At 70.7% G+C, this 20,694-nt stretch carries 19 protein-coding genes and 1 pseudogene; 7 read left to right on the top strand and 13 right to left on the bottom strand.

What is annotated here, in order from left to right; genetic code table 11:
* Positions 1–28: 28 nt before the first annotated feature.
* On the top strand, positions 29–796 hold the full coding sequence (gene map / locus ACLQ6X_RS17365) for a type I methionyl aminopeptidase (protein WP_411701400.1): 768 nt from the start codon (positions 29–31) through the stop codon (positions 794–796).
* Between the two features lie 87 nt (positions 797–883).
* Here map and trmD read toward each other — a convergent pair whose 3' ends face one another.
* From trmD to nirD, 3 genes are read right to left on the bottom strand one after another with little or no spacing between them, the layout of a single operon-like run.
* Positions 884–1,588, bottom strand: a complete 705-nt coding sequence (gene trmD / locus ACLQ6X_RS17370) for a tRNA (guanosine(37)-N1)-methyltransferase TrmD (protein ID WP_411701401.1) — start codon at positions 1,586–1,588, stop codon at positions 884–886.
* Between the two features lie 20 nt (positions 1,589–1,608).
* On the bottom strand, positions 1,609–2,352 hold the full coding sequence (locus ACLQ6X_RS17375; RefSeq protein ID WP_411701417.1) for a sirohydrochlorin chelatase: 744 nt from the start codon (positions 2,350–2,352) through the stop codon (positions 1,609–1,611).
* 2 nt (positions 2,353–2,354) lie between these two features.
* Positions 2,355–2,738, bottom strand: a complete 384-nt coding sequence (gene nirD, locus ACLQ6X_RS17380) for a nitrite reductase small subunit NirD (protein WP_411701402.1) — start codon at positions 2,736–2,738, stop codon at positions 2,355–2,357.
* A gap of 243 nt (positions 2,739–2,981) precedes the next feature.
* On the opposite strand from nirD, the gene nirB reads away from it, so the two are divergent.
* The 3 genes from nirB to ACLQ6X_RS17395 are packed head-to-tail and all read left to right on the top strand — an operon-like array spanning position 2,982 to position 7,536.
* A complete protein-coding gene (gene nirB, locus ACLQ6X_RS17385; protein WP_411701403.1) occupies positions 2,982–5,588 on the top strand; it encodes a nitrite reductase large subunit NirB in 2,607 nt (868 codons plus the stop codon).
* Complete coding sequence (gene cobA, locus ACLQ6X_RS17390; protein ID WP_411701404.1) at positions 5,588–6,409, top strand: uroporphyrinogen-III C-methyltransferase; 822 nt, start codon at positions 5,588–5,590, stop codon at positions 6,407–6,409. The genes nirB and cobA overlap by 1 nt, the downstream gene beginning before the upstream one ends.
* On the top strand, positions 6,406–7,536 hold the full coding sequence (locus ACLQ6X_RS17395) for a uroporphyrinogen-III synthase (protein ID WP_411701405.1): 1,131 nt from the start codon (positions 6,406–6,408) through the stop codon (positions 7,534–7,536). The genes cobA and ACLQ6X_RS17395 overlap by 4 nt, the downstream gene beginning before the upstream one ends.
* On the opposite strand, the gene ACLQ6X_RS17400 is transcribed toward ACLQ6X_RS17395, so the two are convergent.
* Complete coding sequence (locus tag ACLQ6X_RS17400; RefSeq protein ID WP_411701406.1) at positions 7,533–8,186, bottom strand: molybdenum cofactor guanylyltransferase; 654 nt, start codon at positions 8,184–8,186, stop codon at positions 7,533–7,535. The two genes, ACLQ6X_RS17395 and ACLQ6X_RS17400, sit on opposite strands and share 4 nt — an antisense overlap.
* A gap of 158 nt (positions 8,187–8,344) precedes the next feature.
* On the opposite strand from ACLQ6X_RS17400, the gene ACLQ6X_RS17405 reads away from it, so the two are divergent.
* Entirely contained in the window at positions 8,345–8,608 is a 264-nt protein-coding gene (locus ACLQ6X_RS17405; RefSeq protein WP_411701407.1) for a DUF6457 domain-containing protein, read from the top strand.
* Positions 8,609–8,630: 22 nt separating this feature from the next.
* Positions 8,631–9,848, top strand: coding sequence for a molybdopterin molybdotransferase MoeA (locus ACLQ6X_RS17410; protein ID WP_411701408.1), 1,218 nt, complete (start codon positions 8,631–8,633; stop codon positions 9,846–9,848).
* Positions 9,849–10,006: 158 nt separating this feature from the next.
* Here the strand turns inward: ACLQ6X_RS17410 and ACLQ6X_RS17415 are convergent, their stop codons facing one another.
* From ACLQ6X_RS17415 to ACLQ6X_RS17445, 7 genes are all read right to left on the bottom strand, one after another.
* Entirely contained in the window at positions 10,007–11,638 is a 1,632-nt protein-coding gene (locus tag ACLQ6X_RS17415) for an FAD-dependent oxidoreductase (RefSeq protein WP_411701409.1), read from the bottom strand.
* Positions 11,635–13,692, bottom strand: coding sequence for a molybdopterin oxidoreductase family protein (locus tag ACLQ6X_RS17420; protein ID WP_411701410.1), 2,058 nt, complete (start codon positions 13,690–13,692; stop codon positions 11,635–11,637). Before ACLQ6X_RS17420 ends, ACLQ6X_RS17415 begins: the two co-directional genes overlap by 4 nt.
* Positions 13,693–13,757: 65 nt before the next feature.
* Positions 13,758–15,170: an MFS transporter gene (locus tag ACLQ6X_RS17425; protein ID WP_411701411.1), complete on the bottom strand. Its 1,413-nt coding sequence runs from the start codon at positions 15,168–15,170 to the stop codon at positions 13,758–13,760.
* Between the two features lie 151 nt (positions 15,171–15,321).
* On the bottom strand, positions 15,322–15,954 hold the full coding sequence (rimM, locus tag ACLQ6X_RS17430; protein WP_411701412.1) for a ribosome maturation factor RimM: 633 nt from the start codon (positions 15,952–15,954) through the stop codon (positions 15,322–15,324).
* A 4-nt stretch (positions 15,955–15,958) separates the two neighbouring features.
* Positions 15,959–16,195, bottom strand: a complete 237-nt coding sequence (locus ACLQ6X_RS17435) for an RNA-binding protein (RefSeq protein ID WP_188509986.1) — start codon at positions 16,193–16,195, stop codon at positions 15,959–15,961.
* Between the two features lie 5 nt (positions 16,196–16,200).
* Complete coding sequence (gene rpsP / locus ACLQ6X_RS17440) at positions 16,201–16,632, bottom strand: 30S ribosomal protein S16 (protein ID WP_411701413.1); 432 nt, start codon at positions 16,630–16,632, stop codon at positions 16,201–16,203.
* A gap of 181 nt (positions 16,633–16,813) precedes the next feature.
* Entirely contained in the window at positions 16,814–17,734 is a 921-nt protein-coding gene (locus tag ACLQ6X_RS17445) for a DMT family transporter (protein ID WP_411701414.1), read from the bottom strand.
* Positions 17,735–17,854: 120 nt separating this feature from the next.
* On the opposite strand from ACLQ6X_RS17445, the gene ACLQ6X_RS17450 reads away from it, so the two are divergent.
* Positions 17,855–18,985: a glutamate--cysteine ligase gene (locus tag ACLQ6X_RS17450; protein WP_411701415.1), complete on the top strand. Its 1,131-nt coding sequence runs from the start codon at positions 17,855–17,857 to the stop codon at positions 18,983–18,985.
* Between the two features lie 3 nt (positions 18,986–18,988).
* Here ACLQ6X_RS17450 and ACLQ6X_RS17455 read toward each other — a convergent pair whose 3' ends face one another.
* Positions 18,989–19,792 (bottom strand): LLM class F420-dependent oxidoreductase, encoded by an 804-nt coding sequence (locus ACLQ6X_RS17455; RefSeq protein ID WP_411701416.1) that lies wholly within the window; start codon positions 19,790–19,792, stop codon positions 18,989–18,991.
* A 95-nt stretch (positions 19,793–19,887) separates the two neighbouring features.
* Positions 19,888–20,694: pseudogene (locus ACLQ6X_RS17460) on the bottom strand (signal recognition particle protein); the annotation flags it as partial.

Genomic DNA, 20,694 nt, shown 5'->3' on the forward strand with positions numbered 1-20,694 from the left:
CCGCAGCCTCGCCTAAACTGGCTGCACGATGATAGAACTGCGAACCCCGGCCGAAGTCGATCAGATGGCCGAAGCGGGCAGGTTCGTGGCCGACGTGCTCGAAGCCACCGCCGCCGCCACCGCGGTCGGCGTGAACCTGCTGGCCCTCGACAAGCTCGCCCACGGCATGATCCGGAAGCGCAAGGCCGAGAGCTGCTACATCGACTACCACCCCTCTTTCGGCGCCTCGCCGTTCGGAAAGGTGCTGTGCACGTCGGTGAACGACGCCGCGCTGCACGGGCTTCCGTTCGACTACGTGCTGCGTGACGGCGACGTCGTGAGTCTCGATTTCGCGGCATCCGTCGACGGCTGGGTGGCCGACTCGGCGCTGACCCTCGTGGTCGGCACCCCGCGCGACGAAGACCTCGCGATGATCGACACCGTGCAACGCGCCCTCGACGCCGGCATCGCCGCCGCGCAGCCGGGCGGCCGCATGGGCGACGTGTCCGCGGCCATCGGCGCCGTCGCACGCGCGGACGGCTTCGACGTCAACCTCGACTTCGGCGGACACAGTGTCGGCCGCACCATGCACGGCGACCTGCACGTACCCAACGACGGCCGGCCCGGCCGCGGATTCCCGCTACGCGAGGGCCTGGTCTTCGCGATCGAGCCCTGGCTGATGCTGGGCACGTCGAAGATCTACACCGACAAAGACGGCTGGACGCTGCGCAGCGCCGACGGATCCCGCGCCGCCCACGTCGAGCACACCGTGGCCATCACGGCCGACGGCCCGCGGGTGCTGACCGCTCGCAGCTAGGCACCGGTTTCGATACGCGGGCTCCTTCGTCGCTCGCTACTCAACCAGCTGGTTGAGTAGGTAGCCCAGCGACCGTATCGAAACCTCCTAGTCGGGCAGCAGGTCGGGGCGAACCCGGCGCGTGCGCTCGACCTGCTGGTCGTGCCGCCACGTGGCGATCGCGCCGTGGTTGCCGCTGAGCAGCACCGGAGGCACGTCCAGCTCCCGCCACGATGCGGGCTTGGTATAGCTCGGGTACTCGAGCAGTCCGTCTTCGTGGCTCTCCTCGGTGAGGCTCGCGGGGTTGCCGACGACGCCCGGCACGAGCCGGCCGATCGCCTCGATCATCGCCATCACGGCGACCTCTCCCCCGTTGAGCACGTAGTCGCCGAGGCTGATCTCCCGCACGCGCACGCCCGGCCGCGTCGCCGTGTGCGCGATGACGCGCTGGTCGATGCCCTCGTAGCGTCCGCAGCCGAAGACAAGGTGCGGCTCGAGGGCGAGTTCGCGGGCGGTCGCCTGTGTGAACCGCTCGCCGGCGGGAGACGGGAAGACGACGACGGATGACTCGGCGCCCGCAGTAGGGCCGGCGAGCACCTCGTCGAAGGCCTCGCCCCACGGCTCCGGCTTCATGACCATTCCGGCCCCGCCGCCGTAGGGGGTGTCGTCGACCGTGCGGTGACGGTCGTGCGCGTAGTCGCGCAGGTCGTGCACGCCGAGCTCGATCAGGCCGCGTTCGCGCGCCTTGCCGAGCAGGGAGATGTCGAGCACCCCGAAGAACTCCGGAAAGATGCTGATGATGTCGATGCGCACCTGTACAGCGTAGACGCGTGTCAGAAGGCCGACGAACCCGCCTCGTAGCGGTCGATCACGAGCTCCACGAGCTCGGGCGGGGGCGCCTGGCCGGCCGCGAGTAGCGGCGGGGTCGCGACATCCGCGGCCGTCGAGTGGGCGAGGTCGTCGAAGTAGCCGGGCGCGAGCAGGTAGGTGCTGACGACGACCCGGTCGGATGTCGCGCGCTCCAGTTCGACCGCCTCGGCCAGTCGGGGGCTTGCCGCCGAGATGAACCCGACCCGCACGGTGACGCCGAGCACGGCCGACAGGCGGGCGCCCATCTCGTGGCAGTCGGCCACGGCGCGGGCATCGCTCGAGCCGGCGCAGGCGAGCACGACACCGTCGCCCGGCCGCAATCCGGACTCGACGAGCCGCCTGCGCAGCACCGTGACGAGCCGGTCGTCGGGGCCGAGGGCCGCGGTGAGGGCGGTGGGCCGGCCGGCGACGGCGAGCTCGTCGCGCAGGTCGACGTGCACGTGGTAGCCGGCGGAGAGCAGCAAGGGAACGACGATCGCCGGCGTATCGCCGTCGAGGGAATCGAGGGTGGCTTCGACGTCGGGCTGTTGCACGTCGACGAACCCGCCGCTCACGACGAGCTCGCCGCGGGCGACCGCCACGGCCGACACGAGCGACGCGACGGCACGCTGGCCGATCGGCGACGAGGTGCCGTGCGAGATCGCGACGAGGGCCGGCCGGGTCGTCGCCGCCGTGCGCTCGTCGGCTGCGCGCTGTTCGAGCAGCATCGTCACGCGACATCCTCGATCTCGACCTCGATGAAGCCGCCGACCACACGGGTGCGGTAGGTCTGGAGGAAGAGCGTCGGGTCGGTGAAGCACTCGCCGGTGCCGAGGTCGTAGACCTGTTTGAGAAGGGGCGACGCGACGGTCGGGCGGTGCTCGTCGGCGACGGCCTTGGAGCCCACGATGCCGCGAGCCATAACGAACGCGTCGGTCGCGGGGTCGCGGTGGTCGACGGCGTAGATCTCCTGCGGGGAGATCACGAACAGCGCGATCTGCCTCATGCGCAGCAGCAGGGCCTCGCCCCACGACGGCTCGAGCTCGTCGACGGGGCAGGCCTTCTCCCAGACGGCGGTCGACTCGACGGTGGTATCGGTCGTCGTGAGTGTCATTGCGCGAACCTTCTCTCCCGGATGCCGATCGACCAGGTGCCGAACAACGTCCACGTTAGGTGCCGCATGTTTCATCGCAGTCTCTCCGTGTTTCGTCGGCATAAAACCTGCCTCACAATTCGAGCGAGCGGGTGTGCGGGGTTTGTGACTTCGGAGATACACGGGGGCAACGGGGGCGAAACCGCGGTTTCCTAGGCTGAGCTAACCGACCGCGTGACTCCCGTGATCCGAAGGAACCAGCCCATGAGCCTGACCGACTCCGCTCGTCCCCCTCACCTCGGCCCGCGCGAAATCGTCGTCGTCGGTGGCGGGCCGGCCGCGCACCGCTTCGTCGACGCCATCCAGTCGCGCGATACCGCGCACGCCGTGCGCGTCACCGTGGTGGCCGAGGAGGTGCACCTCCCCTACGACCGCGTCGCGCTCAGCCGCAGGCTCGCCGGCGCCGAAGACCTCACCCTGCAACCGAGCTCGCACTGGGCGGCCGAACACGTGAGCCTACGCACCGGCGAGCGCGCCACCTCGATCGACCCGACGGCGAAGACCGTGACCACGGCGCACGGCACGGTGCTGCGCTACGACGACCTGGTGCTCGCCACCGGCTCGAGCGCCCCCGTTCCCGACATCCCGGGCGCGCATCTCTCCCGCGTCTACCGCACCATCGACGACGTCGACTTCTTCACCGGCGAGGTCGTGCGACTCGCCTCCGTGCTCGGCCGCCCGGCGCGGGTGCTCGTCGCGGGAGGCGGGCTGCTCGGACTCGAGGCCGCGGGCGGCCTGCAGAAGCTCGGCGCGGAAACCGCGGTCGTGCACTCCGGCGGCTGGCTCATGTCGGCGCAGCTCGACGAGGGCGCCGGACAGGCGCTCGGACGACTGATCACCGCGCAGGGCATCCGGCTGCACCTCGGCACACGTCCCCGGCTGATCGAGGAGACCGACGGCGTCGTCACGGGAGTCAAGTTCACCAACGGGCAGCGCATCGACGTCGACATGGTGATCTTCTCCATCGGCATCTCCGCGCGTGACGAGCTGGCTCGCGACGCGGGCGTCGTCACCGGCGAGCGCGGCGGCATCGTGATCGGCACCGACTGCCGCACCTCGCACGACGGCATCTGGGCGATCGGCGAGGTCGCCAACTTCGAGGGCCGGTGCACGGGGCTCGTCGCGCCGGCGAACGCGATGGCCGAGGTCGTCGCCGACCGCCTCCTGGGCGGCGCGGCCGAGTTCACGACGGTGGACGACGCGACCAAGCTGAAACTCTCCGGCGTGGATGTCGCGAGCTTCGGTGATGCCCGAGGCGAGCAGGAGGGCGCGCTCGAGATCGTCTACGCCGACCCGGCACGCGGCCTCTACCAGAAGCTCGTGATGTCGGCCGACGCTCGCACCCTCCTCGGCGGCATCTTCGTCGGGGATGCGGAACCGTATGCGTCACTGCGCCCCATGCTCGGGCGCGAGCTGTCGAGCGAGCCCGGCGCCTACCTCTCCGGTCTCGGCGGCGGCGCGCCCGAGGGCGACGACCTGCCCGACGACGCGCTCGTCTGCTCGTGCAACAACGTCGACGCGGGTGCGGTGCGGGCCGCGGTGCGCGGCGACCACGGCGAGGCCTGCACCGACCTCGGCACGCTGAAGACCTGCTCCCGCGCCGGCACCCAGTGCGGCTCGTGCGTACCGCTCGTGAAGAAGCTGCTCGGCAGCGAGCTGGCGAAGTCGGGCATCGAGATGTCGCGGGCCATGTGCGAGCACTTCCCGATCAGCCGCCAGGAGCTGTTCGAGTCGGTGCGCGTTCTCGAACTGACCACCTTCGACGAGATCGTGGGGCGGCTCGGCACCGGACGCGGCTGCGACATCTGCAAGCCGGCCGTGGCATCCATTCTGGCCAGCCAACGAGGCGCCTACATTCTCGACGGCGGCCGCGGAGGCCTGCAGGACACCAACGACCGCGCGCTCGCCAACATGCAGAAGGACGGCAGCTACTCGGTCGTGCCGCGCATCCCCGGCGGCGAGGTCACGCCGCAGAAACTCGCCGTGATCGCCCAGGTGGCCATCGACTACGGGCTGTACACGAAGATCACCGGCGGCCAGCGCATCGACCTGTTCGGTGCGCGGCTCGACCAGCTGCCCGACATCTGGCGCGTGCTCGTCGACGCCGGCTTCGAGTCGGGACAGGCCTACGGCAAGGCGCTGCGCAACGTGAAGAGCTGCGTCGGCTCCACCTGGTGCCGGTTCGGCGTGCAGGACTCGGTCGCCATGGCGATCGGACTGGAGCTGCGCTACCGGGGACTGCGCGCCCCGCACAAGTTCAAGTTCGGCGTCTCCGGCTGCGCGCGCGAGTGCGCCGAGGCCCGGGGCAAAGACGTCGGGGTCATCGCCACCGAGCTCGGCTGGAACATGTACGTCGGCGGCAACGGCGGGTTCCAGCCGGCGCACGGTCAGCTGCTCGCCTCCGACCTCGACGACGAGACGCTCATCAGGTACATCGACCGGTACATGATGTACTACATCCGCACGGCCGACCGGATGCAACGTACCGCGCGTTGGATGGAGGAGCTGCCCGGCGGCATCGACCACGTGCGCGAGGTCGTGGTCGACGACTCGCTCGGCCTCGCCGACGACCTCGAGGCCGCGATGGCCCTGCACGTCGACAACTACGAGGACGAGTGGGCGGCCACGCTGCGCGACCCGGAACGCCTGCGCCGCTTCCGCACCTTCGTGAACGCGCCCGACTCGCCCGACGTCGGATTACCCCGCGTTGCGGAGCGGGGTCAGACCAGGCCCCCCACTGAGGCAGAATTGGCCAACCCCGCTACGGTATTCGTAACGGGGCCGACGATCCCTGTGAGAGGGAACATGTGATGAACGAGCAGGCGGGCACCGGGGCTCTCGGTGGCGACCGCTCGGGCACCGTCGGCGATGTCACTCTCGTCGGCGGCGGGCCAGGCAGCGACGACCTGCTCACGGTCGCCGGCGCGCGCGCCCTCGGACTCGCCGACGTGGTGCTGTTCGACCGCCTCGCACCGCACGGCTCCCTGCACACGCTCGCGCCCCACGCCGAGCTGATCGACGTGGGCAAGACGCCCGGCCACCACCCCGTCAGCCAGAAAGACATCGAGGCGCTCATCGTGCGTCACGCCCTCGCGGGAGCGAACGTGGTGAGGCTCAAGGGCGGCGACCCCTACGTGTTCGGCCGCGGCAGCGAGGAAGTGCTCGCCTGCCACGCCGCAGGCGTGCCCGTCACCGTGATCCCCGGCGTCACGAGCGCCGTCGCCGTGCCCGCCGCAGCCGGCATACCGCTCACCCACCGCGGGATGACCCGCCTCTTCACGGTGGTCTCCGGCCACGCGCCGCTCACCGAGACCGAGCTCGAACATCTCGCCGGCCTCGGCGGGACGATCGTCGTGCTCATGGGGATCGGCACCCTGCCGAGCATCACCCAGGGGCTCGTGCGTTTCGGCGTCGATCCGCAGCTTCCGGTCGCGATCATCGAGCGCGGGTACAGCCCGACCCAGACCACGACGATCGGCACGCTCGCCTCCATCGTCTTCGACGCGGCGGCAGCCGGTGTCAGCTCGCCGGCCGTGCTCGTCATCGGCGAGGTGGTGCGCCTCGCGTACGACGGCGACTCCGAGGCATCCGTTCTCCTCGCCCGCGCAGAGGCCTTGGCGGATCTCGCATGAGCGACGCGGACGAACCGCGCGTCGCCGGATTCCGCGCCAACCAGCTGGAGGGCTTCCGCATCGGCGTCACCTCCGACCGGCGCTCGGAAGATCTCATCGACGCGTTCGAACGCCGCGGCGCGTCCGTTCTGCACGCGCCCACGCTGCGCATCACCAACGCCCAGCAGGACGATCCGATCATCGCCGACACCCGCGAGATCATCGCCCGCCGGCCCGACGTGTTGCTCGCCTCCACCGGCTACGGCATCCGCCGCTGGTTCGAGGTCGCCGACGCGGCCGGCATCGGCGACGCGCTCACCGACTCGCTGTCGGGTTCGCACATCCTCGTGCGCGGACCCAAGGCCCGCGGCGGCATCCGCGCGGCCGGTCTCAACGACGCGGGCATGAGCGAGGTGGAGACCACGGCATCGCTCGTGACGAAGGCCCTCGAAGAACTCGAGCCCGGGCGCACCATCGCCGTGCAGGTGCACGGCTACACCGACGAGGAACAGCTCGACCGCCTGCGCGCCCGGCACACGGTGCTCACCGTTGCGCCGTACCGCTGGGCCATGGTCGGCGCCGACAACGAGCGGGTGAAACGGCTGCTCGACGCCACCTGCGCCCGGCAGCTCGACGCCCTCACCTTCACGAGCGCGCCCTCGGTCGACGCCCTCTTCGTCGCCGCCGAGGCCCTGGGCGCGCTCGACGACCTCGTCGGCGCCCTGCAGACCGACGTGCTCGCGGCCGCGGTCGGCCCGGTGACCGCCGCCCCGCTGCTCGCCGTCGGGGTGCGGCCGATCCAGCCGGAGCGCTACCGCATGGGCGCCCTCATCCGCCTCGTCTGCGAGTACCTCGAGACAGAGGGCGTGCACCGCGTGCCCACCCGCCACGGCGAGCTGTCGCTGCGCGGCCAGCTCGTCGAGATCCAGGGTGTTCGCACCCTGCTGCCGCCCACCTCGCTCGCCCTGCTGCGCCAGCTCGCGGCCACACCGGGCACGGTGCTCTCGCGCACCGAACTCGCGCGGGCGCTGCCCGGCATTCAAGACGACCACGCCATGGAGGTGGCCCTCAGCCGCCTGCGCCGTTCGCTCGGCACCCCCGGCCTCATCGCGACCGTGGTCAAGCGCGGCTACCGGCTCGACGTCTAGACGATGGCGGCGCGCGAAACCGGCGGAACATCGATTCCGAACGCCCGCGCCTGCTCGGGCGTATCGACGTCGACGCACAGGGCGCCGTCGACCGCCACCTCGACCACGGTCAGGCCGGCGAGCAGCCGCCGCAGCGACAGGCCGGCGAGGTCGTCGATAAGGCTCGCGGATGCCGCGGCGCCCGCGAGAGCGTCGGTGCGGTACAGCGCCAGCAAGGGTTGGCGTCTGCCCGAGTCATCCACCGCCACCACCGCGTCGACGCCCGCCCCCGTGTGCGGCATCGCCGCGGCCACCAGCGCGTCGACGGCCAGCGCCGCGCGCGGCAGGTCACAGGCGAGCACGAGCACCCATTCGGCGGGCGTGACGTCCGGCGGCCGGAGGGCCAGCGCCTCGGCGCTCAGCGCCTCGATGCCCGCGGCGAGCGCGGCGGCCGGGCCGCCCCACGCGGGTTCTTCCCGGGCGGTCAGCACTCCCGGCGGGGCGAGCTCTCTCGGCCCGACGACGACGACCGTGCCGGTTCGCCCGACGCGGGTTCGGGCCGAGTCCACGGCGATCTCTACCAAGGATCGTCCCTCGAACACCAGGGCCGACTTCGGTGCGCCCATGCGGCTCGACCGTCCGCCGGCGAGCACTATCGCTTCCAGTCGCATTGCCACCCCCGGTCGTCGTCGCGCGTGCATCGCACGATACCCGCGCGACGTTGCGGCGCTGTTACCCCCGGTTTCGGTCGCGTTGCCGACGGCTCACCGCCGCGTCGGCGCTGCGCTACTCTGGCGGGGCCGCACGGTACGACCGAAGGAGACGCAGGGTGAGCGACGAAGCAGACCGGATGCAACGCTGGATCGAAGCCGCGCGTGCGGAGCTCGAGCTTCCGACCGACGTGACGATCGATGTGGCGGCGCTGCTCGACCTGGCCCGGATCTCCGCCCACGGTGTGGTGCGGCCCGCGGCGCCGCTCACGACATTCTTGGCGGGCTACGCGGCCGGGCTGGCGGGCGGATCTGATGCCGACATCGCGCGAGCCGTCGACCGCCTCGCGGCCCTCGCCGCAGCCCTGCCCGACGCCGACTGACGGACCGAGGACGACCGATGCCGTGGCCGGAGAATCCGCGCCCGTCGTCGACGCCGAGTGGTCTACCGCGCGGCTGATCGCCCACGCGGCCGGCTCCCGCGTTCCGGCCCGCGTCGAGCAGCTCGTCCTCGCCGCGGCGGCGGGTCGCACCCTCGCCCACGACCTGGTCGCGCGCTCGAACCTGCCCGGATTCTCGTCGTCGGCGATGGACGGCTGGGCGATCGCCGGCGACGGACCGTGGCTGCTCGGCTCGGCGATCACCGCCGGCACTGTGGGCGTCGCCTCCACGCTGCGCCCGCGAACCGGCCGCCCGATCGCGACGGGCGCGATGATCCCGCCCGGAACCCGGGCGATCCTGCGCTGCGAGCACGGCGTGGTCAGCCCGACCCCGGCGGGGCCCGTGCTGTCGGTCGCTGCGCACGTTTCGCCAGGGCAGCCGGTGGACGGCGCCCACATCCGTCTCGAGGGCGAGGAGGCCCGAATCGGCGAGCGCCTGGTGCCCTCGGGCAGCGTGCTCACCCCGGCGCGCCTCGCCCTCGCCGCGGCCGGAGGGAACGACGAGGTGGCCGTCCGCGCACGACCCCGCGTGCGGATCGTCGTGCTCGGCGACGAGATCATCGGCGCGGGCGTCGCCATGCCGGGACTCGTGCGGGACGCCTTCGGTCCGCAGCTGCCCTCGACGCTCGAGTCGCTCGGTCTTCGGCCGGAGAGCGTGCGGCACGTCGGCGACGATCCCGCGCGCACTGCCGCGGCCCTCGACGAGGGCGCCGGCGAGCTCGTCGTCGTGACCGGCGGCAGCTCGCGCGGCACCACCGACCACGCCCGCTCGGCGCTGCTCGCGTGCGGCGGCCGGATACTCGTCGACGGCGTCTCGATGCGGCCCGGCCACCCGGTGATGCTCGGCGTTCTCGGCGACGGACGGCTGGTGCTCTGCCTCCCCGGCAATCCGGCGGCCGGCATGCTGGCGCTGCTCAGCATCGGACTGCCGATGATCGACGGGCTGCTCGGCCGTCCGCTCACGGCGCTCGGCAGCGAAATCGCGGGCGAGGCCGTCGCGGGGGCCGCCCACGGCGTTCGCCTCGTCGCGGCCACCGTGCACGACGGTGTGGCGACGGCCTGCGAGAAGCAGTCCGCCGCGATGCTGATCGGACTGGCCAACGCCGACACCGTCCTGGTGGTGCCGCCCGCCGGCATGGCGGCGGGCGAACGGGTCACGGCGCTGCGCCCGCCCTGGGCCTAAGCGGCACCCGACCGCCCCGCCCGGCTCGCCGCCCCGCCACCCGACGCACCGGTCAACAGGAGCGGCGACATCCGAGGGCCCCGATCCATCCTGTCGAAGGTGCGCCGACCCGACTCCGTCCTGTCGAGCGGCAGGCGCGGCGGCGCGGTAGGTAGCAGTTAGACGGCCAGCTCCGCTGCCTCGGCGTCGAGGAAGCGCTCGATCAGCTCGCCGATGCGGCCCTTGCAGCCGCCGCAGCCGGTTCCGGCGCGGGTGGACTTGCCGACACACGCCACGGTGGCGTCTCCCGCGGCGACCGACTCGTGGATGTGCGCGACGGTGACGCCGTTGCACCAGCAGACCGTGGCATCCGGGGCGAAGGCGTCGGAATCGGTGGCCGGCGCGTAGTCCGGCCCGTCGTTGCGCAGCAGCACCGAGCGGTCGGCCGGCAGTTCGCTGCCGCGCTCGAACAACAGCGTGAGCTCGGCGGCCGTGCGCGGCAGCCCGACGCACACCAGACCCTCGAGCACGCCCCGGCGCGTGACCATCTTGAGGTACCGGCCGTGCTCGGGGTCGACCCACTGCGAGACCTGGCGGCCGGGCACCCGTTCGCCGGCCGCGTCGACGGTCGTCGGATCGGTGTCCCAAGGCTCGAGCTCGACGTCGCCGACCGTGACCACGTCGACCGCCTCCGACTTGAGCATCACGAGGGCCGGCCGGGGCGCGGCGAGCGGGGCGGGCACGGGGGCGGCGGCGAACTCGGCGCTCAGGTGCGCCGCGAGCCACTCGGCCTGCCGCCAGCCGGGGCCGATCAGGCCGGTCGGTCCCCCGGCGACGCGGGCGCCGACGAGGTAGTCGGCCGGTCGCTCGGCGACGTGCGCGCAGTCGCCGATGGCGAACACGTGCGGGTCGTCCCACGACCGCAGTCCGTGGTCGACGAGCACGCCCGTCGCGGTGGGCAGTCCGGCCAGGGTGGCGAGTTCGGCGCGGGCGCTCACCCCGCAGGAGAGCACGAGCAGGTCGCCGGCGATGATCTTGCCGTCGGCGCAGACCAGGGCGTCGAAGTGGCGCGTCCCCTCGTCGTCGGTGCGGTAGGTGACCGCCTCCGCCCGGGAGTGCGCGACCAGGGCCACCCCCGCCCGCACGACCGAGCGGGCGAGCATGGTGCCGCCGCCCCGGTCGAGGTTGCGGGCCATCGGGTAGCCGCCGTGGTGCACGACGCACACCTCGGCACCCTGCTCGGCCGCGGCGAGGGCGATCTCGAGGCCGAGCACGCCGGCGCCGAGCACGACGATGCGTTTGCGTCCCTCGACGGCCGCGCGCACGGTGGCGGCGTCGGCGAGGTCGCGCAGCACCGTGACCCCGTCGGGCAACCGCTGGTCGCGACCCTGCTCGGAGTGGTCGAGCCGCTGAAGGGAGCGCAGGTCACGGGTGACCGCATCGACGCCGTCGAGCGTGGGCACGTTCGCGCGGGCTCCGGTGGCGAGCACGAGCCGGTCGTAGCCGAGCACGCTCTCGTCGTCGAGCGACACGACGCTGGCCTCGCGGTCGATTCCGGTGACGTGCGTGCCGCGCACGAACCGCACCCCCGCCTCGACCGCGGCCGCGGTGTCGGTGACCTCCATCGCCGAGCGGTCCGTGCGCCCGACGGCGAACTCCGCGACGAGCACGCGGTTGTAGGCGGTCTCGTCTTCGGCACCGACGACCGTGAGCGTGACGGCGCCGCCGCGCACTGCGGGCAGCAGGTCTTCGACGAAACGCGCCCCGACCGGGCCGTAGCCGACGAGCACTATGCGCGGCGCGGGGATCACCCCGTCACCCCCTCGCGCACGGCGCGCACCGAGACGGCGGTCGTCTTGAACTCGGGCATGCCCGAGATGGGGTCGGTCTCGTCCTGCGTGAGCAGGTTGGCGCACTCGGTTCCGGCGAAGTGGAAGGGGAGGAACACGGTGTCGGGCCGGATGGTTGCGCCCACGAGCGCACGGGCGCGAACGCTTCCGCGCCGGTTGCTCAGTTCGACGAGGTCGCCGTCGACGACACCGAGCGCCGCGGCGGTCGTCGGATGCAGTTCGGCGCGGGCGTGCGGTTTGGCGTCGTTGAGCTCGGGCACCCGTCGGGTCTGTGAGCCCGACTGGTAGTGCTCGAGCAGGCGGCCCGTGATGAGCGTGAGCGATCCGGACGTGTTGAGCGGCTCGGGGGCGGCGCGGGGCGCGACGGGCACTATCCGGGCGAGGCCGTCCGGGTGCGCGAACTCCGTCTGGAACAGCCGCGGCGTACCGCCGGAGCCCGCCGGATACGGCCAGTAGACGGGTGCTCCGCTGTCGAGCAGGGCGTAGTCGATTCCCGAGTAGTCGGCGAGCCCACCCTCCGATGCGCGCGCCAGCTCGTCGAAGACCTCGCGGGGGTTCTCGCTGAACACGCCCGGCGACCGCAGCCGGCTCGCGAGCTCGCGCATCACCCAGAGTTCGTTGCGAACGCCGGAGGGTGCGTCGACCGCCTTGCGACGACGGATGACACGTCCCTCCAGATTCGTCATGGTCCCCTCCTCCTCGGCCCACTGGGTCACCGGCAACACGTAGTGTGCGAGGCTCGCCGTCTCGGAGAAGAAGAAGTCGCACACCACGAGCAGGTCGAGGGCGGCGAGGCCCGCGCGCACCCGGGTGACGTTCGGCGCCGAGACCACGACGTTGGAACCGTGCACGAGCAGGGAGCGCACCCCGCCCGGCCGGCCGAGGCTGTTGAGCAGCTCGACGGCGGGGAGGCCTGCGCCGGGAAGATCGTCGGGGTCGACTCCCCACACTGCGGCGACGTGGGCGCGGGCGGCCGGATCCACGATCTTCCGGTAGCCGGGCAGCTGGTCTGCCTTCTGCCCGTGCTCGCGCCCGCCCTGGCCGTTGCCCTGCCCGGTCAGCGTGCCGTACCCGGAGTTCGGTGTTCCCGGCAGGCCCAGGATCAGGGCGAGGTTGATGGCCGCGGTCGCGGTGTCGGTGCCGTCGACGTGCTGCTCCACGCCACGGCCGGTGAGGATGTAGCTGCCGCGCCCCGACGCCAGCCGGCGGGCGACCTCGCGCAGCTGGTGGGCGGGCACCCCGGTGGCCGACTGCACCCGTTGCGGCCACCACGCACCGACGCTGCGGGCGAGGGCGTCGAAGCCGGTGGTGCGGTCGCTTAGGTAGCGCTCGTCGACGAGCTTCTCGGCGATGACGATGTGGATGAGACCGAGCAGCAGCACGAGGTCGCTTCCCGGCGTGGGCTGCAGGTGGGTGCCACCGCCGTTCTCGGTGAGTCGCACGGTCGCCGTGCGGCGGGGGTCGACGATCACGAGGCCGCCCGCGGCGCGGGCGTTCTCGAGGTGGGCGATGAAGGGCGGCATGGTCTCGGCGACGTTCGACCCGAGCACGAGGATGGTCTCGGCGGCACCGAGGTCGGCGAGCGGGAACGGGAGGCCGCGGTCGACGCCGAACGCGCGGTTTCCGGCGGCCGCGGCCGAGGACATGCAGAACCGGCCGTTGTAGTCGATACGCGATGTCGCGAGCGCGATGCGGGCGAACTTACCGAGCTGGTAGGCCTTCTCGTTGGTGAGGCCGCCGCCGCCGAAGACCCCGACTGAGTCGGCCCCGAACCGCGCACGGCCGACGCGGAGGCGATCGGCGATGTCGTCGAGGGCGTCCTGCCACGAGACCGGGGAGAACGTGTCATCCGGGTTTCTCCTCATCGGCTCCGCGATGCGGTCGGGCGAGTCGAGCAGAACCGTCGACGTCCAGCCCTTCTTGCACAGCCCGCCGCGGTTCGTCGGGAAGTCGCGGCCGGCCACAGACACGCGCGGTTCGTCTGCCTGGCGCGTCACGGCGGGCCCCAGGCCCATGGCGCACTGTAGCGCGCAGTACGGACAGTGGGTGGCGGCGGCGACCGGCGCGACGGGGGCGAGCGTCATACGCGCTGCCCGTCGGCGCCCACGCCCTTGCGCAGGTAGAAGACGGCGGTCAGGGTGAGCATCACGATGTAGCTCGCCACGAAGCAGAGGAACCCGAGCGTGTAGTCGCCGTTGGTGGCCTTCGAGATGCCGAGAGCCTGCGGGATGAGGAAGCCCCCGTAGGCGCCGACGGCGGAGATGAGGCCGAGGGCCGCGGCCGTCTTGCGCTGCACGGTGACCGAGCCGCCCGTGTTGTGCGCGTTCGCGGTGCCGGCGCGGGCCGCGAAGACGGTGGGGATCATTCGGTAGGTGGAACCGTTGCCGATCCCGGAGGCGATGAAGAGGAACATGAACGCGAGCAGGAAGAGCCAGAAGCTCCCGAGCGGCAGGGTCGCGATCACGAAGAGCGTTCCGACCGCCATGGCCGCGAACGAGGTGACCGTGACTTTCGCTCCGCCGAACCGGTCGGCGAGACGGCCGCCGAACGGCCTTGAGAGCGAACCGACGAGGGCGCCGAGGAACGCGAGCGAGATCGATGCGGATCCGACCTGGAAGGTCGAGAAGTCGGGGAACTGGTCGGCGATGAGCTTGGGGAACACCCCGGCGAAGCCGATGAACGAGCCGAACGTGCCGATGTAGAGCAGGGCGAGCAGCCACATGTGAGGTTCGCGCACGGCGGCGAGCGACCCGGCGAAGTCGGCCTTGGCCGCCGACAGGTTGTCCATGTTGCGGTACGCGCCGAAGATCGCGACGAGGATGAGCGGGATCCAGATCCAGCCGGCGATCGGCAGGTTGAGCGTGGCGCCGGCGGTCATCACCACGGCGATCGGCACGACGAACTGCGCCACCGAGACGCCCAGGTTGCCGCCGGCGGCGTTCAGCCCGAGCGCCCAGCCCTTCTCGCGCTGCGGGAAGAAGTAGGTGATGTTCGACATCGAGCTGGCGAAGTTGCCGCCGCCGAATCCGGCGAGGGCGGCGACGACCAGCAGCACGCCGAACGGCGTCTCCGGATTGCCGACGCAGATCGCGAGGGCGATCGTCGGGATGAGCAGCAGGGCCGCGGAGATCATCGTCCAGTTGCGGCCGCCGAACTTGGGCACCATGAACGTGTACGGGATGCGCAGGGTCGCGCCGGCGAGGCTCGGCATGGAGATGAGCCAGAAGATCTGGCTCGTGTCGAGTTGGAAGCCGGCCGCGGGAAGGAACACCACGACGATGCTCCACAACTGCCAGACGATGAAGCCGAGGAACTCGGCGAAGATCGACCACTTGAGGTTGCGCGAGGCGATCTTCTTGCCCTGCGACTCCCAGAACACGGTGTTCTCGGCGTCCCAGCCGTCGATCCAGCGACCCGGACGGTGGACGAGCACCACCTCGGCTTCGGGGGACGGGGCGGTCGTGGGCTCCGGCGTGGTCCGCAGATCTGTCATGGTTCCCTCACTCGCGACGTGGCACCCGAACAGGGTGATACGACGAAGCTATTGAGGGCGTGTTTCGGGCGAGGGAGCGGGGCGGTTAAGGTTCCGTAACCGTCTCCTCACACCGGGCGGAGCGCGCTGTGATGCGCCCGTGACGGCGTCGTTACGAGGCGGGCGTGTCGTCCCTCGACGAGTCGGCGGAGTCGTCGAGGTACTCGACGAGCTTCTCGGCCGTGGGCTGCTCCTCGTCGGGCAGCTCTTCGAAGAGGCCGTCGGGGGGCGTCACCGTCATGGTGCCGGCCTTCACGTCGACCGACGCGACGATCGCCTTCACGAAGGGAACGAGAACGTCGCCGTTGTCGGTCTTCACCGTCAGCAGGTCCTGTGCCGGGAAGTGGTCGATCGCGGTGACCGTGCCGACGACGGTGCCCTCGCGAAGAACGGAGAGTCCGAGCAGCTGGTGGTCGAACCAGGCGTCTTCCTCTTCGGGAAGGTCGGCGAGGTCGTGGTCGACCCAGAGGATCGCCTTGATAAGGGTCTCCGCGACCGAGCGGTCGGGTACGTCCTTGAAGAAGGCGACGGCGTGGCTGTTGTACCACTTGAGCTCGACGAGCTCGATCGTCTTGTTGTGCCAGGCCGACGAGTCGGGAACCTGGAGCGTGAACACGGCACCGGGGGTGAAACGACCGTCCGGGTCATCCGTGAACATCTCGACTTTGATGCCGCCCTTGAGGCCGTGCGCCTTCGTGAGGCGCCCGACTCGCAGTTGCGACTTGCTGGACTGTGTTGCTGCCACCGGTTTAGAAGTCGGTGTCGACCACGTCGACGCGCACCTTGCGACCGTCGGCGAGGGCCGCGATCAGGGTGCGGAGCGCCTTCGCGGTGCGGCCTGCGCGGCCGATCACGCGACCGAGGTCTTCGGGGTGCACACGCACCTCGAGGACCTCGCCGCGTGGCGAACTCTTTGCTGCTACCTGCACATCTTCGGGGTGATCGACGATCCCCTTCACGAGGTGTTCAAGAGCGGGAGCGAGCATAGTTGTTAGGCCTTGTCTTCGGTTGCTTCTGCAGCGGCCTCGGGAGCGTCCGCTGCGGGAGCCTCCTCGACCTTGTCAGCAGGCTTCTCGGCCTTGGGCTTGAGAACGGGCTTCTTCTTCTCGTCGGAGACGAAGGCCTCCTTCGGCTGCTTCGTCTTGACGGTCGAAACAGCGTTCTTGTCGCCCTTGAAGATGCCCCAGTCGCCGGTCAGCTTGAGAATTGCCTCAACCTGCGGGCTCGGCTGGGCGCCGACGGACAGCCAGTACTGCGCACGAGCAGAGTCGACCTCGATGAACGAGGGCTCCTCGGTCGGGTGGTACTTGCCGATCTCTTCGATCGAACGGCCGTCGCGCTTCGTGCGGCCATCGGCCACGACGATGCGGTAGTACGGTGCACGGATCTTGCCCATGCGCTTCAAACGAATCTTTACAGCCACAATTCTCCTGAGATAAATGTTTTGGTGGCGAACTGCTAGCCGTGAGCGTGGGGGCACACTCGGCACAAAAGCTCTAAGGGATACTTCTCGCGCCTGATTAGAGGGTCGGGCGACGAAAGGACTCAACACACCATTCTGCCAGATAAATGGCGGATGCGGGAACAGCGCCTACGCTGCGGCCTCACCCGGGGACGCGCGCCGCGGGACGCCGACGGCTCAGGGCCACGCCGACGAGGCAGATCGCGCCGCCGACGATGGCGGCGCCCGCCGGGATCTCGCCGAAGACCAGCAGCCCGAGCACGATCGCGAGCGGCGGAACGATGTAGGTCGTGACGCCCAGCTGGCCGGCGGGCATGCGCGCGAGGGCGTAGGCCCAGGTGCTGAAGGCGAGCGCGGTCGGCACGGCGCCGAGGTAGACGGCACCGGCGATCGCGGCGGGCGACGCCGTCTGCAGGTCGGTCACGAGCTGGCCGGCGAACGGCAGGCAGGCGACGAGTCCGATGACGCAGCCGAGCCAGGTGACCTGCGCCGCGGGCAGGCGCTTCAGCGCGGGCTTCTGCATGAGCACGCCGGCGGCGTAGGTGACCGCAGCCACCAGCGCCCACACCACTCCGCTGCCGTCGCCGAGACCCTCGCCGCTCGTGCCGATGCCGATCAGCACGACGCCGAGGAAGGCGACGCCGGCCCCGATCGCGAGCCACTTCGGAATGCCCTCGCGCAGGAACACCCCGGCGCCGAGCGCGATGAGGATGGGGCCGATGTTCACGATCATGGCGGTGGTGCCGGCGTCGAGGGTCTTCTCGGCGATGTTGAGCGCCACGTTGTAGCCGCCGAACCAGACGACACCGAAGCCGGCGATGAGCAGCCACTCGCGCCCGGTCGGCGCGACCCATCGTTTGCCGATGAGCAGGAGCGACAACAGGGCGGCTCCCACGACGAGCCGGGCGAGCGCGAGCGCGCCGCCCTCGAAAGACGGCGCGGTTCCGCGGATGACGATGAACGCGCTGGCCCAGGCGAGCACCGTGACCACGATCGCCACGATCACCGCCGGCGTGGGACCCGCGGGGCGGGTGACGAGCGGAAGCGAGGGCGAGGTCGGCATGTGATCACGGTAGCGCCGGGGTCTGACACGGGGTCGCGTCATCCGCACTCTTGGCAGTACATCTACGTAACTTGGCCGGGTCGGGCAGCGGATGGCCTGAAATATTGCCACAATCGCTTGATGGACATCGAATTCGCCACGTCGCAGCGCTCGACCGTGGGCATCGAGTGGGAGCTGGCGTGTGTCGATCACGCGAGCGGCGAACTCACCCCCGCCGGCCCCGAGGTGCTCGCGCGGCTGAACGACCCGTCCGACGTCTTCCCGCACGTGACCGGCGAGCTGCTCACCAACACGGTCGAACTCGTGAGCGGTCCGCACGCCCGTGTCGGCAGCGCGATCGACGACCTGCGTCTGCTGGTCGAACGCGTGCGCGAGGTGACCGACCCGATGGGCGTCGACCTGATGTGCTCGGGCACCCACCCGTTCAGCCAGTGGTTCCAGCAGGAGGTCACGCCGGGCAAGGAGCGCTACGCCACCCTGATCGACCGCACCCAGTGGTGGGGAAGGCAGATGATGATCTGGGGCGTGCACATGCACGTGGGCATCGACGACCCGCGCAAGGTTCTGCCGATCGTCAACGGCCTGCTGCCCTACTACCCGCACTTCCAGGCGCTCTCCGCCTCCAGCCCGTTCTGGGCCGGCGAGTCGACCGGCTACGCGTCGAGCCGCGCGATGCTGTTCCAGCAGTTGCCCACGGCCGGGCTGCCGCCGCAGCTCGAGCGGTGGAGCGACTACGAGAGCCTCGTCGCCGACCTGACCCACGTCGGGGTGATCGACGACTACTCCGAGCTGCGGTGGGACCTGCGACCGTCGCCCAAGTGGGGCACCGTCGAGATCCGGTTCTGCGACGGCCTGTCGACGAGCGCCGAGGTGGCGGCGGTCGCCGCCCTCGCGCAGTGTCTCGTCGAGGAGCTGTCGCAGAAGCTCGACCGGGGCGAGCAGCTGCCCACGTTGCAGCCGTGGTTCGTGCGCGAGAACAAATGGCGCGCCGCCCGGTACGGCATGGAGGCCATCATCATCCAGGATGCGGCGGGCAACGAGAACCTCGTGACCGACGACCTGCGCGCTATCCTCGAGCGGCTGACGCCGATCGCATCCGCGCTCGGCTGCCTCGACGAACTCTGGGGCATCGAGAGAATTCTCGAGGGCGGCGCGAGCTACCAGCGGCAGCTGGCGGTCGCGAACGACACCGGCGGCAGCCTCAAGGCCGTGGTGGCGTCGCTCGTGACCGAGCTGCGCGACGGCCTGTGAGAACTAGGCGTTCTTCGCCCCGCGCCACGCCAGCCAGTCGCGCACCGGCGCCAGGTCGTAGTGCGGACCGGAGATGCCCACGGTGAACAGCCGTGCACCGAGGTCGTACTGCTCCTCGGCCTCGGCGACGGAGCGCTTGGCGACCTCGGTCGAGATCTCGATCTCGCCCGTGTCGCGCCCGACGGCCGTGCCGTGCTGCTCGAGGATTGCGAGCTTGCGCTCGAGCGTGAGCGCGTCGCTGAAGCTGTGCCAGATGTCGGCGTGCTGCGCCACGATGCGCAGCGTCTTCTTCTCGCCTCCCCCGCCGATGAGCACGGGGATCTTTCGGGTCGGCGCCGGGTTGAGCTTCGTCCAGCGGTCGGTGATGACCGGCAGGTTCTCGGCGAGCGCATCGAGGCGACCGCCGACGGAGCCGAACTCGTAGCCGTACTCGTCGTAGTCGCGCTCGAACCAGCCCGAACCGGTGCCGAAGATGAAACGGCCGACACCCGAGTCCTTGGCGCTGATGTGGTCGATCGTGCGGGCCATGTCGGACTGCAGGTTGGCGTTACGGTAGCTGTTGCAGTTCACGAGGGCGCCGATCTCGACCCGGCTCGTCTGTTCCGCGAGGGCCGCCAGCATCGTCCACGACTCGAAATGCAGGCCATCCGGAGCCCCGCTGAGCGGGAAGAAGTGGTCCCAGTTGAAGATCACGTCGACCCCGAGCTCTTCGAGCTCGGCCGCGGTCTCACGGATCTTGGCGTAGCCGGCGTGCTGGGGCGCGATCTGCACCCCGATGCGGACGGGGCGGTTGGCAGCGGTAGTCATAGCGCCAGCCTATGCGCGCCCGGGCCCGTGGGCGCTGTCGCATCGGCGCGCCGCTGCGGGTACCGCGGCAGCCGCGCGCCGATGGCGCAGCGTCGCTAGCGGCCGAGGAACTTCTGCAGCGAGGCGAGCTCTTCTTCGCTCGGCGCGCCGGCCGCGCCGGGCTTGCCGCCGCCCAAGCCGAAGCCGCTGCCCTTGGCCGCCGTGGGTGCCGGTCCGGCCGCGAGTGCCGCGTTCTCGGCGGCGCGCTTGGCCGGGTTGCCCGACTTCGAGCCCTTCTTCTTCGACTGCTGCTGCTTGTTGCCGCCGAATTTCTGTCCGGGGATCGGGCCCATGCCGGGGATGTTCGGCACGCCGCCCTTCGCCACGGTCTTCATCATCTTCGCGGCCTGGTCGAAGCGGTTGACGAGGGCGTTGACCTCGGTGACCGTCGTTCCCGAACCGCGGGCGATACGCACGCGGCGCGATCCGTTGAGCAGCTTCGGGGTGCGACGCTCGGCGAGCGTCATCGACTGGATGATCGCCTCGGTGCGGGTGATCTCCGACTCGTCGAAGTTGTCGAGCTGCTCGCGCATGCCCTTGGCGCCCGGCAGCATGCCGAGCATGGCCTTCATCGAGCCCATCTTCTTGAGCTGCTGCATCTGGCCGAGGAAGTCTTCGAGCGTGAAGCTGTCGGTCGCGAACTTCTCCGCGATCGCCATCGACTCTTCTTCGTCGAAGTTCTTCTGCGCCTGCTCGATCAGGGTGAGGATGTCACCCAGGTCGAGGATGCGGCTCGCCATGCGGTCGGGATAGAAGGGCTCGAAGTCGTCGAGCGATTCGCCCGTCGACGCGAAGATGATGGGACGGCCGGTGACGGATGCCACGGAGAGCGCCGCTCCACCGCGGGCGTCGCCGTCGAGCTT

Origin of the sequence: Conyzicola sp., from assembly GCF_046714715.1 — a bacterium.
In the GTDB taxonomy this organism is placed as follows: domain Bacteria; phylum Actinomycetota; class Actinomycetes; order Actinomycetales; family Microbacteriaceae; genus Conyzicola.

What these genes read in the sequence shown, in the direction of transcription:
- map (WP_411701400.1), top strand. Translation starts at nt 29, where the DNA reads ATGATAGAACTGCGAACCCCGGCCGAAGTCGATCAGATGGCCGAAGCG.
- ACLQ6X_RS17375 (WP_411701417.1), bottom strand. Translation starts at nt 2,352, where the DNA reads ATGCTGCTCGAACAGCGCGCAGCCGACGAGCGCACGGCGGCGACGACC.
- nirD (WP_411701402.1), bottom strand. Translation starts at nt 2,738, where the DNA reads ATGACACTCACGACGACCGATACCACCGTCGAGTCGACCGCCGTCTGG.
- nirB (WP_411701403.1), top strand. Translation starts at nt 2,982, where the DNA reads ATGAGCCTGACCGACTCCGCTCGTCCCCCTCACCTCGGCCCGCGCGAA.
- cobA (WP_411701404.1), top strand. Translation starts at nt 5,588, where the DNA reads ATGAACGAGCAGGCGGGCACCGGGGCTCTCGGTGGCGACCGCTCGGGC.
- ACLQ6X_RS17395 (WP_411701405.1), top strand. Translation starts at nt 6,406, where the DNA reads ATGAGCGACGCGGACGAACCGCGCGTCGCCGGATTCCGCGCCAACCAG.
- ACLQ6X_RS17400 (WP_411701406.1), bottom strand. Translation starts at nt 8,186, where the DNA reads ATGCGACTGGAAGCGATAGTGCTCGCCGGCGGACGGTCGAGCCGCATG.
- ACLQ6X_RS17420 (WP_411701410.1), bottom strand. Translation starts at nt 13,692, where the DNA reads ATGGGCCTGGGGCCCGCCGTGACGCGCCAGGCAGACGAACCGCGCGTG.
- ACLQ6X_RS17425 (WP_411701411.1), bottom strand. Translation starts at nt 15,170, where the DNA reads ATGACAGATCTGCGGACCACGCCGGAGCCCACGACCGCCCCGTCCCCC.
- ACLQ6X_RS17435 (WP_188509986.1), bottom strand. Translation starts at nt 16,195, where the DNA reads ATGCTCGCTCCCGCTCTTGAACACCTCGTGAAGGGGATCGTCGATCAC.
- ACLQ6X_RS17445 (WP_411701414.1), bottom strand. Translation starts at nt 17,734, where the DNA reads ATGCCGACCTCGCCCTCGCTTCCGCTCGTCACCCGCCCCGCGGGTCCC.
- ACLQ6X_RS17450 (WP_411701415.1), top strand. Translation starts at nt 17,855, where the DNA reads ATGGACATCGAATTCGCCACGTCGCAGCGCTCGACCGTGGGCATCGAG.
- ACLQ6X_RS17455 (WP_411701416.1), bottom strand. Translation starts at nt 19,792, where the DNA reads ATGACTACCGCTGCCAACCGCCCCGTCCGCATCGGGGTGCAGATCGCG.